At 66.2% G+C, this 14,613-nt stretch carries 16 protein-coding genes; 3 read left to right on the forward strand and 13 right to left on the reverse strand.

Annotated features, from left to right (window positions below):
- The 5 genes from MKK75_RS02195 to MKK75_RS02215 form a co-directional block, all read right to left on the reverse strand.
- Nucleotides 1–362, reverse strand: a 362-nt coding sequence (locus tag MKK75_RS02195; protein ID WP_244040993.1) for a hypothetical protein, incomplete at its 3' end; no start/stop codon positions are given.
- A 110-nt stretch (nucleotides 363–472) separates the two neighbouring features.
- Nucleotides 473–1,504: a hypothetical protein gene (locus MKK75_RS02200; RefSeq protein ID WP_244040994.1), complete on the reverse strand. Its 1,032-nt coding sequence runs from the start codon at nucleotides 1,502–1,504 to the stop codon at nucleotides 473–475.
- A 172-nt stretch (nucleotides 1,505–1,676) separates the two neighbouring features.
- A complete protein-coding gene (locus tag MKK75_RS02205) occupies nucleotides 1,677–2,102 on the reverse strand; it encodes a hypothetical protein (protein WP_244040995.1) in 426 nt (141 codons plus the stop codon).
- Between the two features lie 121 nt (nucleotides 2,103–2,223).
- Nucleotides 2,224–3,753, reverse strand: a complete 1,530-nt coding sequence (locus MKK75_RS02210; protein WP_244040996.1) for a hypothetical protein — start codon at nucleotides 3,751–3,753, stop codon at nucleotides 2,224–2,226.
- Nucleotides 3,750–5,000, reverse strand: a complete 1,251-nt coding sequence (locus tag MKK75_RS02215; protein ID WP_244040997.1) for an MBL fold metallo-hydrolase — start codon at nucleotides 4,998–5,000, stop codon at nucleotides 3,750–3,752. The genes MKK75_RS02210 and MKK75_RS02215 overlap by 4 nt, the downstream gene beginning before the upstream one ends.
- Nucleotides 5,001–5,113: 113 nt before the next feature.
- Here MKK75_RS02215 and MKK75_RS02220 point away from each other — a divergent pair, with 113 nt between their 5' ends.
- Nucleotides 5,114–5,404 (forward strand): helix-turn-helix domain-containing protein, encoded by a 291-nt coding sequence (locus MKK75_RS02220; protein ID WP_409567503.1) that lies wholly within the window; start codon nucleotides 5,114–5,116, stop codon nucleotides 5,402–5,404.
- Nucleotides 5,405–5,586: 182 nt separating this feature from the next.
- Here the strand turns inward: MKK75_RS02220 and MKK75_RS36280 are convergent, their stop codons facing one another.
- The 8 genes from MKK75_RS36280 to MKK75_RS02255 are packed head-to-tail and all read right to left on the reverse strand — an operon-like array spanning nucleotide 5,587 to nucleotide 12,129.
- Nucleotides 5,587–6,021 (reverse strand): RidA family protein, encoded by a 435-nt coding sequence (locus MKK75_RS36280; protein WP_409567504.1) that lies wholly within the window; start codon nucleotides 6,019–6,021, stop codon nucleotides 5,587–5,589.
- On the reverse strand, nucleotides 6,018–7,235 hold the full coding sequence (locus MKK75_RS02225) for a pyridoxal phosphate-dependent aminotransferase (RefSeq protein ID WP_244040998.1): 1,218 nt from the start codon (nucleotides 7,233–7,235) through the stop codon (nucleotides 6,018–6,020). The genes MKK75_RS36280 and MKK75_RS02225 overlap by 4 nt, the downstream gene beginning before the upstream one ends.
- 36 nt (nucleotides 7,236–7,271) lie before the next feature.
- Nucleotides 7,272–8,270, reverse strand: a complete 999-nt coding sequence (locus MKK75_RS02230) for a threonine/serine dehydratase (RefSeq protein WP_244040999.1) — start codon at nucleotides 8,268–8,270, stop codon at nucleotides 7,272–7,274.
- Nucleotides 8,271–8,283: 13 nt separating this feature from the next.
- Nucleotides 8,284–9,078 (reverse strand): amino acid ABC transporter ATP-binding protein, encoded by a 795-nt coding sequence (locus MKK75_RS02235; RefSeq protein ID WP_244041000.1) that lies wholly within the window; start codon nucleotides 9,076–9,078, stop codon nucleotides 8,284–8,286.
- Nucleotides 9,075–9,734, reverse strand: a complete 660-nt coding sequence (locus MKK75_RS02240; RefSeq protein ID WP_244041001.1) for an amino acid ABC transporter permease — start codon at nucleotides 9,732–9,734, stop codon at nucleotides 9,075–9,077. Before MKK75_RS02240 ends, MKK75_RS02235 begins: the two co-directional genes overlap by 4 nt.
- Nucleotides 9,731–10,468 carry an amino acid ABC transporter permease gene (locus MKK75_RS02245; RefSeq protein WP_244041002.1) on the reverse strand — a complete coding sequence of 246 codons (738 nt, stop codon included), beginning with the start codon at nucleotides 10,466–10,468 and terminating at the stop codon, nucleotides 9,731–9,733. The genes MKK75_RS02240 and MKK75_RS02245 overlap by 4 nt, the downstream gene beginning before the upstream one ends.
- A gap of 27 nt (nucleotides 10,469–10,495) precedes the next feature.
- Nucleotides 10,496–11,374, reverse strand: coding sequence for an amino acid ABC transporter substrate-binding protein (locus MKK75_RS02250; RefSeq protein ID WP_244041003.1), 879 nt, complete (start codon nucleotides 11,372–11,374; stop codon nucleotides 10,496–10,498).
- 20 nt (nucleotides 11,375–11,394) lie between these two features.
- Entirely contained in the window at nucleotides 11,395–12,129 is a 735-nt protein-coding gene (locus tag MKK75_RS02255) for an HAD-IA family hydrolase (protein ID WP_244041004.1), read from the reverse strand.
- A gap of 162 nt (nucleotides 12,130–12,291) precedes the next feature.
- Between MKK75_RS02255 and MKK75_RS02260 the strand changes: the two genes are divergently transcribed.
- Together MKK75_RS02260 and MKK75_RS02265 are read left to right on the forward strand one after the other, a co-directional pair.
- A complete protein-coding gene (locus MKK75_RS02260) occupies nucleotides 12,292–12,990 on the forward strand; it encodes a GntR family transcriptional regulator (protein ID WP_244041005.1) in 699 nt (232 codons plus the stop codon).
- 522 nt (nucleotides 12,991–13,512) lie between these two features.
- A complete protein-coding gene (locus MKK75_RS02265; protein WP_244041006.1) occupies nucleotides 13,513–14,478 on the forward strand; it encodes an IS481 family transposase in 966 nt (321 codons plus the stop codon).
- Nucleotides 14,479–14,613 lie beyond the last annotated feature (135 nt).

The raw sequence follows: 14,613 nt of genomic DNA on the forward strand, positions 1-14,613 counted from the left end.
TGCCGGAGCCCGGCCACGACGCTCCCGAAGGCGGTGATGAAGCGCGTGGCGTAGCGCTGCTCCATCCGCGCGACGAGGGCGGCCTCCTCGGCCTGCCCGAGCGTGTAGCTGGTCGCGGTGTGAGCCAGCACGACGACCTTCGGCTTGACCAGGCAGAGCAGGTCCATGTTCGCGTCGAGGCCGGCGATTTGCTCGCGGTTGCGCGCGTCCTGTCCCGCGAGGCTGCCGGTCTCGCCCGTCGCATTCATCCGGGTGTAATGGACTGAGACGCCCGGCACGGCGGCCAGAGCGCCCATCTCGACCTCGACCGTCGGATTACCTGGAGGAACCAGGAAGCCGAGGCGCGCCCGCCATCCCATCATGCCCGCTCTCCATTTCGCCGTAAGACCAGACTAACTGCGTGACCGGTCGCTTTGTCATCGCGACGAACTGCTCGATATGAGTTGGGCAGTCGGGCCGGCCCACAGCTGGGCTACGACGCTCCGGGTGAAGTTGAGGCCTCGAACCGACGCACGACTTCTGCAAGGCTCGCCGAGGGCCGGCGGTAGCTAACGATCACCACATCGAGATCCGCGTCAGCGATCAGGTGGCAGGCGCGCAGCAAAGCTTCGTCAATCCAGGCGTCCGCGTTGCCGAAGGCGCCGCCGCCGAGCCGCGTCAGCAAGACGCGCCGCGAGCCGCCGCGAGCGGCGTTCAGCACGCTGGTAAGCAGCGTCGCCTCGTAGGCCGCCTCTAGCACGAGCTGCGCAAACGGCGCCCAGGCCGCAGCCGGCTCGTCTGAGTAGGCGACCGGCAGCGCCGAGCAGAACGCTTGGCTGACCAGCGGACCGGGCGTTGGCCCGTCCGTGACCTCAACGTCCCAGTGCACGCCGATCCGCAGCAGGCCACGCAGCTCGTCCCGCGTCGCATCGTCGGCGACCGCCAGCAACCTGCCGATCGCCGCCAAGCCGCTGGCGGTCGCGAGCGCGTAGCCGTTCTGCATGCGCCAGAGTGCGGACACGTCCGTGCCCAGACGCTCCGCCAACGCGCGGCCGAGGTCGGCCAGACCGTCAAGCTGCCGAGCTGCCGTCTGCCCCATCCCGCCGCCCACGGACAGGAGGTAGTTGCGGACGATCGTGGCTCCGCCGGCTGCCATGGCGCATGCCGGACCCTGTGTGCCGTCGTACGCATAGCGGGTCACACCAACCTCCGGCGTGACCCCGGGGTCGACCATCTCTAACGCATTGAATTGGCTAGCAACTTGGATCAACGCGCCACGGTTCTCCGGCAGCCGGTGCATCGCGCGGACGTCGCCCTCCGCAATCGACAGCTGCAGCCGACTCGATAGGTCGACGGCTCGAGCGCGGGCGCGCAGCTCGGACAGGCCGGGCAGCTCGAAGGTGCCGACGGCGTAGGTGCGCCGCGTGGCGCTCGATCGAAGCCGCCCGTCCACGACGGAGAGCCGGCGCTGCGTCGCGGCATAGTCGCCCTCTGGAAAGCCGGTGAGGCGCTCGAACCAGTCCATGCCGCAAACCTCTCAGCGCCGTCGTATCAATGCTATGTCGGTGCTCTGGCAACGCCAGCCGATTTTGTTGCCTTGCTCAGTCCACATCCACGATGACGGCAAACGGCGCTTCCCGCATCCGGCAAAGCCGTCTCGCTTGCCGCGTCTCGTGGTAGCTGCCGCCGCCCGCCAATCAGTCGATGCCGTATGGCAGCTCGAGGTAGACATCATCCTTCGCCGCATTCGCCCAGGTGAGGGTGAAGCCGACGAGCTTACGCCCGGCGTTCGTGAACACGGTCGCGAGGCAGACGCGTCGGTCCGGGGCGGAGGCGGGCTCGGAAGCGAGTTCGCCGACGGTGTCGACCCGCGAGACGGTCAGGCCCACGAGCTTGGCGCCCGGAGCGTCGGTGATGGTGTTGCGCAGACCGCGCCGGCTCACCGAGCTGTCACATGCCGGCATCCGTCCGGGCGTGATCGCGAACAGGCCGTCCTGCCCCCGGGTCCGCATGTGTCCCACGGCGGCTAGGCCGAGAGCGACAAGCGCGCCGAGCGCGAGGCCCTTGCGCCCTTCGCTGAGGATGAGCCGGATAGTCGACGGCTGCCCCCTGAACCCTGCCATGAATAACTCCGCTGCTGGTTGCCAGCCAGCTTCACGGTAGAGACGACGAATTTAGCAGACCCGCGAAGATTCCTGCTCGACGGATCGCTCGAGGGGAGGGGTGTCCGATGAAGGGCTTTCCTCAGGATGCAGGGCTGAGCGCCTTCAGCGCGAGCCAGTCGCCGAGCGGACCGCCCTTGTCGATCAGCGCGCGACTGCGCTGGACCTGGCCCTTCGCGTCGGTAATGGCGACCTCGTAGAGGACCAGCGCGTCGCCATCCCACATCAGCCCGTACTGATCGACGAGCACGCCGATGCCCGGCGCCACGGTGCCATCCGCGCCGGCCGGTGCCGTCGTCACGGGTGCGAAGTCCAGGTTCGTGGGCGAGCCGCAGGTGACGCTCACGCCGACCAACGGCGCCTGCGTCGGGTTGCACAGGTAGACCGGCAGCACCTCGCCCTTACCCGGCATGAAGTACAGGCAGGGGTTGGCCGGCCCGCCAGGGGGTAGCGGGATCACCGACAGCGGCGGCGCTGCCTTCTGCTTCTCGGCGGCTAATTCCTCAGGCGTGGTCAGCGGCACGACGGCGGGACGGCGGAAGGCGGCGGATTGCTTCAGGCCCTGCGGATTGCCGATGGCGTAGACCCGCAGGCCCAGCTGCGTCAGCCGCGCGCTGGTCGCCGCCCAGGCGCCGTCGCGCTGGTCGGCGTCGAAGCCGAACACGACGAGGCGCGGCTGGGTCTCGATCTTCAGATCGCGCGTGCCGTCGGCCACGTCGCGGATCAGCGGGTCGAGTTCAGGCTGCACCCGGTCGGCCCAGGCGGGATGGTGGCTCCGGACCGTTCGACGCAGGGTATCGAGGCGTACGAGTGCCCGACAGACGTGGGGGTAGCTGTAGTGCAGCCCCCCGGCGTTGCCACGGATGCTGTTGGTGTAGCGCGCGACCTGATTGGCGATCTTCGGGCGCCGCTTCGGGTCCGCCTTCAGCTCGGCGTTGTCGTAGTGCTTGGCCTCGTGGAAGACGAGCCAAGCCTGTTTGGGATGGCCGCGCTCCTCCAGGCTCGCCACGTCGATCCGGTCCTGCCGAGAGCCTGACGACCTGGTCGGCTTGGCCTTGCCCATCACGCCAGCAACAGCCGTGTCCGCCACATCCTCGTCAGCCGCGGGGGCGGTCGTCGGATCGAGGGCTGCGGCGGCGGCCTCCGTCTCCAGATCGGGGCCGTACTCGCCCTCCAGCGCGATCTCGACGTCGACGACGTTCGAGCTCGCCTGCACCAGCGCGTGCACGCCCGTCTTCTCCGGTCCGACCAGCCTGCGCGCCGCCCTAATCATCTCGGCGAGCGTCTCCGGGCCCGCGTAGGTCGACCACAGCGCGTGGGCCGGATCGAGGACGAACGCGCCCGTCTCGGCCAGGCGGATCAGGGTCTGGCGCTGACGCACGAGGTACTTGACGTGCGTGACCGGAGTCGGTCGGCCATGGCTGAAGTCGATCCGAAACAGCGAGGCGCCGCGATGGTAGACGTTGAGCGACTCGGAGCGCACCGCCAGGATCAGGTCGGGATGGGCGAGCACGTCGCGCCACCAGCCCCCCTCCGGGGCGGCGACGAGCTGGTCCAGCGCGTCGAGGAAGGCATCGGTGAGGCCGCGGTAGGCGGGTGGGTACTGGCTCACGCGGCGAGCTCCCACCACTGACCATCGGCCTTCAGCGCCACGGCGGGCCCGAAGTGCTCGGGGAAGCGCTGAGCTTCGAAGGTGTGGATCGGCACGAGCATCCTTGGTGCGATCGCCGCGGCGAGCCGTTGCAGGTCGGCGAGGCTGGCATGCCCCGAGGTGTGGGCGTGCCCGAGCGGGATGCCGCGCTCGGTGAGCTGCTCCAGCAGGGCGAGGCCGCGCTCCTGGCGCAGGTAGCCGTCCCATTGCGACCAGACGGCGTGGGCCCCGGATAGGCAGCCGGCGCGGTCGAGATCGCGCAGCATCGCCGGCCGGAACAGAAGCGTGGCGCACGGCGCGAGCGCGGCGAGCTGCTCGGGGAAGAAGCGGTTCGCCCGGTGCGGCTCGAGCAGGTCGAAGCGCCCGGTCTGCTTGATACGCACGCGCTGGTAGTGCGGCACGTGGACGGCCACGCCCGGCCAGTGCGACTGCGGGATGTTCGGGTTGCCCGTCGCCCGCAGCACCTCCGCGGCGTAGAGGTCGAGGATCAGCGTCCGCCCGGCGCGCCGACAGGCGCGGTAGAGCGAGACCATGCGATCGATGTTCTGGGCCGAGGCGCAGACCAGCGCGAGGCCGGGCGTCGCCCGAAAGAGCTCGACGAAGCTCGCCTCGACCTCGGCCTCGGTCGGGAAGCGTCCGCCGGGCGCGAGGCGGCCGAGGGTCGTGCCCTCCATGAGCAGGATGTCGACGTCGCGCGGCGGCCGGCGCAGCAGGCGCTCGAACAGCGCGCCCTTGCGGCCGTGAGCGCGCAGGTCGCCGGAGTAGAACAGGCGCTGGCCGCCGGCCTCCACGAGGAGCGCGTAGGCGTCGTAGGCCGAGTGGTCGACGAGGAACGGCGTGACCGTGAACGGGCCGAAGGTGAGCGGCACGCCGTCGACGAGGTGCACGGCGTTTCCCGGCAAGTGCGTGTCCGGCACGAACGGGGCGGCGGCTGCCAGGATGCGGTGGGTGGCTGCGCCCATGGCGACGGGCAGCGCTGGTCCAGCGAGGTGGGCGAGCCCGAGGTGGTCGCGGTGGCCGTGACTGAGGACGAGGCCGAGGAGATCGCTCCCGCCCGTGAGCCCATCGATGGCCGGGTGACACGCAGCGTCGGCGGGGTCTGCGTCCAGCGGCAGCCCAAGGTCGAGGAGCAGCCGCGCACCGTCGTGGCTGAGCTCGACGCAGGTGCCGCCGATCTGCTGCGTGCCGCGGTGAATGCGCACCTGCATGGCTGGCCGTAGCTCCCCCTCGGCAGTCGCTCGCTGCCTACCGGCGAAGCTTAGCCTTAAGGTGTGGCTATAGCCAGTGGTTAGATAGCCCCTCCCACGCGCTGATCCTGTCCATGGCGGATGGGGCGAAGAAGGGTAGGGGCTTGAGCGGGCGCGGGCTCGTGGCGTGGAACCTGCGCCGCGTGCGGGTGGCGCAGGGCGTGAGCCAGGAGCGGCTAGCGGCGGATGCCGGGGTGGACCGGGCCTATCTCGGCGGCCTGGAGCGGCAGGCCGAGAACCCGACGGTGGATCTGCTCGATCGGGTGGCCGGAGCGCTCAGCGTGCCGCTCGGTGAGTTGTTCGTGGCGCCCGGACCAGACGAGCTGCCGCCGGCACCGCTGCGGGGCGGCCGAAGGAAGGATTGATCATCCTGAGAGCAGTCGCTTCGACTTATCCAAGCGGGGGGTGACGCCTCAACCGACAAGCGGCCGTTCCGCTTTGCGCCCAACCCGGCCATTCAGCTGGCGGTGACGACTTCCCGTAAGCGGACGCAACAGGCTGCGGTCGGCCATTCGCATAAGGGCACGCTACGGAACGAGCAACCACGTCAATATATTGTGCCGACAAGCTGTATCTCGACAGGAGCCCCGCTTGGAAGAGTAGCGACCCCGACCGCAGCACGCGCGCACACGCCGTCGTCTCCAAGCTGTTGATAGAGATATTCGGATGCGTAGTCCGCAAGCTGCGAATGCGCCCGAAACTCGTGGTCGCTCGCTATGAAGACGGTCATCGACATGATCCCACACACGGACTCCCCGGGCAGAGCTAGACCGCGCGCCGCATCCAACGCATTTGAGCACGCTAGAATGAGGGCCGGCCGATATTGCTCTAGCGGCTCGCCCGACTGTACGGGGCCTTCGAGGATCAAGGTCCCCGCCTGCCGCGGCGTCATTCCGGCCGTAAAGACGAGGTCGCCGCGCCGCTTCGCAACGACGTAACGCCCCTGAGGGGCCGGCATGCCGGGGGCAGGAGACACGGTCATCGACGGTAGCGCTTGACGAGCTTCACGATCCGCTCCGCCGCATCGACGGTCTTATCGTGATCCTGCGAGAAGTTGAGGCGGATACTATCCGCGCTGTACGGCCCAAACTCGCTGCCCGGTGTCACGATGACGTTGGCTTGGTCGCGCAGGAGCCTAACGAAATCGATAGGCAATACCTTGAGCGGTGGCAGCTGCGGAAAGAGGTAGCTGCCGGCTTGGGAAACGCGCACCCTGATGCCGTCGACTGCCGAGAGCACGCGGTGTAGGTGATCCCGGATTGCTTGGTGCCGCTCGATCCGCTCGTCCATCCAACCGGGCGGTTCAGCGAACCATGAGCGCAGAACAGACTGGTTGTAGCCGGCCGCGCGCAACGAGACGATCGCCTGCAGCTTCTCCATGCGGCCGATGAGACGAGGGCTGCCGAAGGCGATACCTAGACGGTAACCGCTCAACGATTCCGTCTTCGACGGTCCCATGATCGTCACGAGGTTTCGCAGATCCCCGCCCAGCTTGCACAGGTGGGTGTAAGTCGTTCCCGCGTAACATAAGCGCGAATAGAGCTGGTCGACGATCACCGTCGCTCCGTAGCGGCTTGCGAGCTCGATAATCCGACGAACCTCCGCTTCGGAGTAGACGACGCCGGTCGGATTGTTTGGGTTCGAGAACACGAAGACCCGAGAACCGCTCGCGAAGCTTTCCTCCAAGCCGGACAAGTCGAGGCCCGCGCCGTCTCTGCCACGCAGGTAGTCGAGGCGCACCGGCGCGACTTCTCCGCCAAGGAAATGAACGATCTTGCCGTTAGCGAAGTAGTCCGGTTGAACCACGCTCACACGATCGCCCGGTGCGACGCTCGCGGAGAGAGCGAGGAAAAGGGCACCTTGCGAACCGGGCGTGATGATCAGACCGTCCGCCCCGTCAATCTGCGTGCCGGTGAACCGTGCCAGCTTCTCGGCTAGTTCGGACCGGATGTCGCCCCGGCCCAGGTACTCGGTGTAGGCCTGCGAACCACCCTGGGCGACACCGGCGACGAAACCGTCGAACGCACCGGGCGGGGGTTCGAACGCATCAACGTCGCCATGGGAGAAATCGACTGGGTCGCCGGTCAGCTTGTCGCCAAGCATGACACCCGCGAGGTTGGTGGGGGCTTGCCGGTGTTCCTGGCCCGGGGCGTCGGTGGTGCCCAGCCGCGCGAACTTGGCTTCGATGGCGTCCATGTCTTGGTATCCGGTGGTTGCTGGAGGAGCTGGCCGTCAGGCGGCCTTGCGATCGTCGGCTTGGACGAAGGCCCGGGCGAACACGTCGGCGTCGACGTTCCCCCCAGATGCGATGATCAGTGTCGTGCGGCCGCGCAGGAGCTCGGGGTTCGCGAGCGCGGCAGCGAGCGCGATGGCCCCACCAGGTTCGAGCACGACGCGGAACTCCTCGAACGCCACGCGCATGGCGACGAGGACTTCGTCATCGGTGGCCGCGAGCACGGGCCCGACCCTGTGGTTGTGCACGGCGAATGGAAGCTCGGCCGGCAACCGCGCTAGGAGAGAGTCGCAGATCGACCCGTCGACCGCCGCGTTTGTGACGCGCGCCCGCGCCAGGAGCGAGCGGCGGGTATCGTCGAAATCTGCGGGCTCGACGGGCTGGACCACGGCCCGGCTTCCGGCTGCCTCGACGGCGAGGCAGGTGCCCGCCGTCAGGCCGCCGCCGCCGCAGGGCACGAGGATAGCGTCGACGGGGCATCCCGCCTGCCGGAGGGCTTCGAGTGCTGCGGTACCTTGACCTGCAACCACGTACCGATTGTCGCCGGGCGGGATGATTGCCGCCGCGGACTGCCCGGCAATCGTAGTCGCGATCTCCTCGCGGCTTTGAGTGCGGCGGTCGTAGAGTTCCACTTGGGCGCCCTGCTGTCGGGCCTTGGCGATCTTCACCGCCGGGGCGTCGGTCGGCATCACGATGGTCGCCCTCAGGCCCAGCATTCGGGCCACCGTGGCGATCGCCTGCCCGTGGTTACCGGTCGAGTAGGCGACGACGCCGCCGGGGAAGCGTTGAGGGTCAAGGCGCGACAGGCAGTTGAACGCGCCCCTGAACTTGAAAGCCCCCGTACGCTGGAGGTTCTCCGCCTTGATAAGCACGCGGCCTCCGAGACGGGCGTCGAGGTCCGGGGAGTTCAGAAGCGGTGTCACGACCGCCGCCATTGAGAGGCGACCGGCGGCGTCGAGCACGTCGCCCGCGACCGGCAGATCCTGCACGTCAATCATCGCTCCAACCTCATCAGTGCGAAAGGATGCGGGAAAGGAAGCCGCGTGCCCGCTCGGTCGTGGGCTCGCTGAAGAAGCCATCGGCAGTCCCGGTCTCGACGATGCGCCCCGCGTCCATGAAGACGACGCGGTCAGCGACTTTGCGGGCGAAACCCATCTCGTGGGTCACGACCATCATGGTCATGCCGTCACGCGCCAGTTCCACCATCACATCGAGCACCTCGCCGACCATCTCCGGGTCGAGAGCCGACGTCGGCTCGTCAAACAGCAGAGCGATGGGATCCATAGCCAGCGCGCGGGCGATGGCGACGCGCTGCTGTTGACCACCCGAGAGTTGGCCAGGCAGGGAACCAGCTTTGTCAGGCAGCCCAACGCGGACGAGCAGCTGATGAGCCCGCTCAGCGGCCTCAGAGCGGGGTCGGCGCAGCACGTGCACCGGCGCGAGGCACAGGTTCTCCAGCACGCTCAGATGCGGGTAGAGCTCGAAGTTTTGGAACACCATGCCGACGCGGGTGCGAAGCCGCACGAGGTCGACCTGCCTGCCGAGCCCGACGTCGACGCCATCGCACAGGATCCGGCCAGCATTGAACGGGACGAGGCCGTTGACGCATTTGATCAGCGTGCTCTTGCCTGAGCCCGATGGCCCGCAGATCACGACGACCTCGCCGCGCTGCACATCGAGGGTGCATCCGCTCAGGACCTGGACGGTCCCGTAGCTCTTGCCGACACCGTCGATGCGGAGGAGTGGGGCCTGTGCCAGCACGGGCTCGGTGCTGGAAGCGACGGCCACAGATACTGTCGCGTTCATGCGGACCTCCTGCGCTGAAGCGCGTGGGCCAGTTCGGTGCCGGCCGAGCAGACGATCAGGTAGACGAGCGCGGCGAAGGCGTAGAACTCGACCAGACGGCCGCCCTCCTCAGCGGAGATGCTGGTCGCCGTCATGAAGTCGCGCAGTCCGATGACGTAGACGAGCGAGGTGTCCTGGAACAGGATCACCGCTTGTGTGACGAGGATCGGGAGCATCGCGCGGAGCGCCTGGGGTAGGACGACGAGGCGCAGCGTCTGCCCGCGCGTCATGCCAAGCGCCTGGGCGGCCTGCCACTGACCGCTTCTGACGCTGCCGATCCCAGCTCTGATGATCTCGGAGTAGTAGGCCGCCTCGAAGATCACGAAGGCGATCAGGGCGGATGGCAGGGCCCCGACCGGCCTGCCGATCGCCAGGGGGACGAGAAAGTAGAACCAGAACAGGACGAGGACGAGGGGGATCGCCCGGAGCCCGTCGACGTAGGCCGCCGCGATCGCGGCGGGTATGCGTGGCCCGAACAGGCGCAGCAGCGCGACGAGGAGGCCGAGCGCCGTACCGCCGAGCATGCCGACAGCGAGAAGCAGCAGGCTGAGCTGCATCCCATCCAAGAGGAAGGGCAGAGCGGCCGGGACCGCGCCCCAGTCGAACGCGTCCATCACGCTTCCCTCAACGCCATCGGCGGCGCCTGCTTCGCCTGCGGCATGGATCGGCCGGCCTCGAAACGACGCATGGCGAGCCTGACCAGAGTCGCGATGGCCAGATAGATCGCGGTCGCCGCGGTGAAGGCTTCGAAGCCGTGAAAGGTGTTGCTCTCGATCTGGCGGCTCTGCGCTGTCAGTTCGAGCACGCCGATCGTTAGGGCGAGAGACGAGTTCTTGATGGTGGTCAGCAGTTCGGACGTCAGGGGCGGCAGGATGATCCGGAAGCACTGCGGCAGGACGACGAGGCGGAGCGTCTGCGTCGCGCGCAAGCCGGAGGCGAGGGCGGCCTGCGTCTGGCCCTGGGGCACTGTGCGGATCCCGGAGCGGACCTGCTCAGCGATGCGGGCGGCAGTGAACAGTCCGAGCGCCACGACCGCGGTCCAGAACTCGGGAGCGGGCAGGTCCCGTTTGAGCCAGTGGCCCCAGGCAGTAGGCAGCAACTCCGGCAAGACGAAGTACCACAGGAACATCTGGACAAGCAGCGGGATGTTGCGGAAGACTTGGACGTAGATCGCACTCGCCGCGCGGATCGGCCGGTTGGCTACCGTGCGACCGATGCCGACGATGACCCCGACCGTTAGGGCGATCGCCCAGCCGAGCCCGGCGATCGCGAGGGTCAGTCCCGTGCCGGCGATCAGCCAGCCGAGAAAGGGCTCTCGGACGAGGATTGCCCAGTCCCAGTTGTAGGTCATGACGGCGCCTTCCCGCGTTGCGAAGGATCAATCCGGGATCGACTGCACCTGAAAGGCCGCGGTCACGAGATCGCTCTTTGGGAAGTCCAGCGGGCCGAACCACTTCACGAAGAGCTTGTCAGCCTCACCGGAGCGGAAGGCGCGGGCGAGCGCGCCGTTCACGAGGGTGAGGAAGACGCCACTGTTCTTCTGCACCATGAAGCCGTACGGGCTGTAGTCGAGGGCACGGCCGACGACAGAGAAGTCATCGGGTTTGCGCGCAGTCTTGCGCAGCCCATAGAGCAGGATGTTGTCGGTGGCGTAGGCGTCGGCGCGCCCGGTGGAGAGGGCGAGGAAGCCCTCCGCGTTGTCGCGCACCGGCATAACGCGGACGTTCAGCTTCTTCTGCTCGATGATGCCGCGCACGAGCCGCTCGGGCGCGGTCGCAAGAGGGAGTGCCACCGTCTTGCCGTCGAGATCCTCGACCTCTCGAATCCCGCCATCCTTGCGCACCAGCAGCTGCGTTGTGGCGGCGAACGGGATGTAGCTGAAGTCGACCTGCTTCTGCCGCTCCAGAGTGTTGACCGTGGATCCGCATTCCAGGTCGACCGTGCCGTTGGCGACCAGCGGGATGCGGTTCTGAGGGTTGACAGGGATCCACTTGATCGGGAGCTGCGGGGTGTTCAGGTACGTGCGGACGGCCTCGACCGCGCGCATGCACAGGTCGATAGAGTAGCCGGCCGGGTTGCGCTGCTCGTCGAGGGAGGAAAAGGGGCTCGCGGTCTCCCGGTATCCGATGGCGATGGCCCCGTTGGCTTTGATCCGGTCGAGGATCGGATCGCTTTGCTGGGCGTAGCTTGAGATCGGCCCGCATAGGCCGAGTGCGAGGACTACAGCGGCGAAGGTGGGACGGGGGCGGCTGATCATGGCGCTCTCCTAGGCTCGTATCAGGCCGCAGTGCGTGGGCTCGCGCCGGTCAAGGCGGCGACCAACTCGGCGAGACTCGCAACGGTGAGGTCTGGTTTAGCCCCCTCGACGCCGTCGCCGGTCAGACCGAGCTCGCGTCCCGGACGGTGAACCCAGGCACTCGTGATGCCGAGCTTGTTCGCGGGCACCACGTCGGCGCGCAGGCTCTGTCCGACGTGAAGGATCCGTTCCTTTGGAATGCCCAGTGCCGCCAGCTCATCGATGGCGGTGTGGAAGTGGGGCCAGTCCGGCTTGTAGGCGCCGACGCGCTCGGCGGTGACGACCAAATCGAAGGCGAAGCCGAGCTTGTCCGACGATGCAAGCAGGGACGCCTCGTCGATGTTGCTGAGCGCTCCAACCTTCGCCCGAGCCTGCAGGGCTAACAGGCCCTCGTGGCTATCAGGGTAGGCGGGCCACGTCTTCGGGCTGTCGGCGAACGCCTCACGCGTCTGCGGGTCAGGCTCGACACCGTGCTCGGCGCAGATCCGGTCGAAGCAGCGACGCAGCACATCAGGGTAAAGGTGAGCAGGCCGCTCCTTTTGGATCGCAGCGCGGGCGCGGTCGAAGGCCATGAGCAGCGCGTCACCTTCCACCGCGAGGCCGTGACGGTCGGCCCAGGCGTTGAGGAAGGCGATAATCGCCGGCTCCCAGTCGATGAGCGTGCCGTACACGTCGAAGGTCACGGCATCAAAATCCGCAAGGTCGAGCGTCTGCATGATCGTAGGTTCCAGCATTTTCACTGATTATCGATTATCAGTAAAAATGTGCGTGTCAACATCCTCTGGATGAGGCATGGCATCAATGCATGCGGCTGCGGTGCTCGGGGCGGCATTCCTAGGTCGCTTCGCTACTGACGGCGGGCAGAACGGAGTTGAGCCATGTCGCGCAGCGACACAGTCATGTTGGAGCCACTCGCGCACAACGTCGGTGCGCAAGCAGGCCGAGCTGCTCCGGCGGCTATCGCCGAGCAGCTGCGCCGCGACATCTTACATGGCCTCGCCGCCGGCGGGACCCGAATGCGGCAGGACGCGGTAGCATCTCGGTTCGGCGTGAGTCAGAACACCGCCCGGGAGGCATTTCGGCAGCTGGAAGCCGAAGGGTTCCTCCGTTCGGAGCCGCGCCGCGGGGTCAGTGTTGTGCCGCTCACGGCGGGCGAGGCACGCGAGATTACGGAACTGCGCGTGCTGCTCGAAGTCCAAGCGTTGGAGTGGGCGATCGAAGCTTTTGATGCGGCGAAGCTGAAGCAGGCCGAGGTGATCCTGGCGCAGCTCGACCAAGCTCACACAGTGGATGACATCATCAGCCTCAACGGGGCGTTTCACCGGACGCTATATGACGCGGCATCACGGGAGCGGGCACTCGGTTTGATCGAGATGCTACGGCTGAATTTTGAGCGCTATTTGCGCCTAACTTGGCAAGAAACTGCACATCTTAAGCGTTCACAGCAGCAACATCGCGAATTACTAATGTTTTTTTTGCAGAAAGACCGAGTACGCGCGAGTTCCCTATTGCGTGAGCATATATGGGATACTGGTCAGCTCTTGATCGAACGCTTAAATAACGCATCGAGAGAATGATTTTCATGCTATTAACCCAAGCTTCTATCGTAATTATAATATAAATTAATGCGACCGTGACTAAAAATTATGAAGTAATACTTGCAAGTATGGCTCTTGCTCGAGCTGCCTCAAGCATTATTACTGCAGATATGGGCTTTTCGTATTACCCAAGAGAGGCTGTAAGCGGTGAGATAATGTCAGTTTTTGCCTGGTGCTTGCACGGAAGTGGCCATTCGGCTTTCGGCCCGAAGCGATTACTCAAATATCTAAATCGTTGTGCTCGGAAAACGATTGCTTTCCCGACAGAACCCCTGCGCCGGTTGGCAAGTTCCAGAACGTCTTCCGTTCTGTCGGGAAAACCTGTCGGCTTTTCAAGCGTCGGTAAAACGTTGCTGCGAACGGGAGGTCTGGTTTGAGCCATCTCGTGCCACGAATCAGACTGACGGCTTTCGGCCAGATCCGGTCAGCCTTCTCTGTATATAGGTGTTTGATCCCGCGGTGTGGTGGTACGGTCGACCACCATGCAGCGAGGGATGCGCTATGGGCCAAATTCTCCACGGCAGCGCCCGCACGACGGAGGCGGTCCGTCGCGCAATACAGCTACGTCAAGAGAGCGTGAGAGCGGCGGCCAAGCGCTACGGCGTCAGCCCGACGACGATCCAGAAGTGGCGCGGACGCCAGTCGACGGTCGATGCCGCCATGGGGCCGAAGCAGCCCCGTTCGACGGTCCTGACCCCAGAGGAGGAAGCCGTCATCTTGGCCTTCCGGCGGCACACCCTGTTGCCGCTGGATGACTGCCTCTACGGCCTGCAGCCCACGATCCCGCACCTGACCCGCTCGTCGCTGCATCGTTGCCTGGAGCGGCACGGCATCAGCCGCCTGCCGGAGATGGAGGGCGACAAGCCCAAGACGAAGCGCTTCGCCGATTACCCCATCGGCTACATGCACATCGATATCGCCGAGGTCAGGACAGAACAGGGCAAGCTCTACCTGTTTGTGGCTATCGACCGAACCTCAAAGTTGGCTTTCGCCAAGCTGGAAGCGGAAGCAAACCGCTACACAGCATCGGACTTCCTCCGCGCGCTGGTCGCGTTCGTGCCGTACACGATCCACACGGTGTTGACCGACAACGGGGTGCAGTTCTGCCATGCCCCGCGCAACCGCTCAGGTCCGACAGCCCTCTACAGCCGGCACATGTTCGACCGCGTCTGCCACGAGCACGGCATCGAGCATCGTCTGACCAAGCCCAACCATCCCTGGACCAACGGTCAGGTCGAGCGGATGAACCGCACCATCAAGGACGCCACGGTCAAGCGCTATCACTACGAGACCCACGAACAGCTTCGGGCGCACCTGCAACTGTTTGTCGACGCCTACAACCATGCCCGTCGGCTGAAGACCCTGCGCGGCCTCACGCCCTATGAGCATGTCCTTCAGGTCTGGACCAAACAGCCCGAACGCTTCAGGATCAATCCGTCACACCACATCCCGGGACCATACACCTAGCCCGACGGTGAGCGGAAGCGCCAGCGCACAAAGCGCTGCCATGACCCAGAACGCGCCTGCACCGAGGCGGCCGTAGAGCAAGCCCCCGAGACCGGTCAGGACAGCGGAGGCCAGGCCCAGTCCCAGCGTTCCGTA

Source organism: Methylobacterium sp. J-030, assembly GCF_022829545.1.
Classification (GTDB): Bacteria; Pseudomonadota; Alphaproteobacteria; order Rhizobiales; family Beijerinckiaceae; genus Methylobacterium.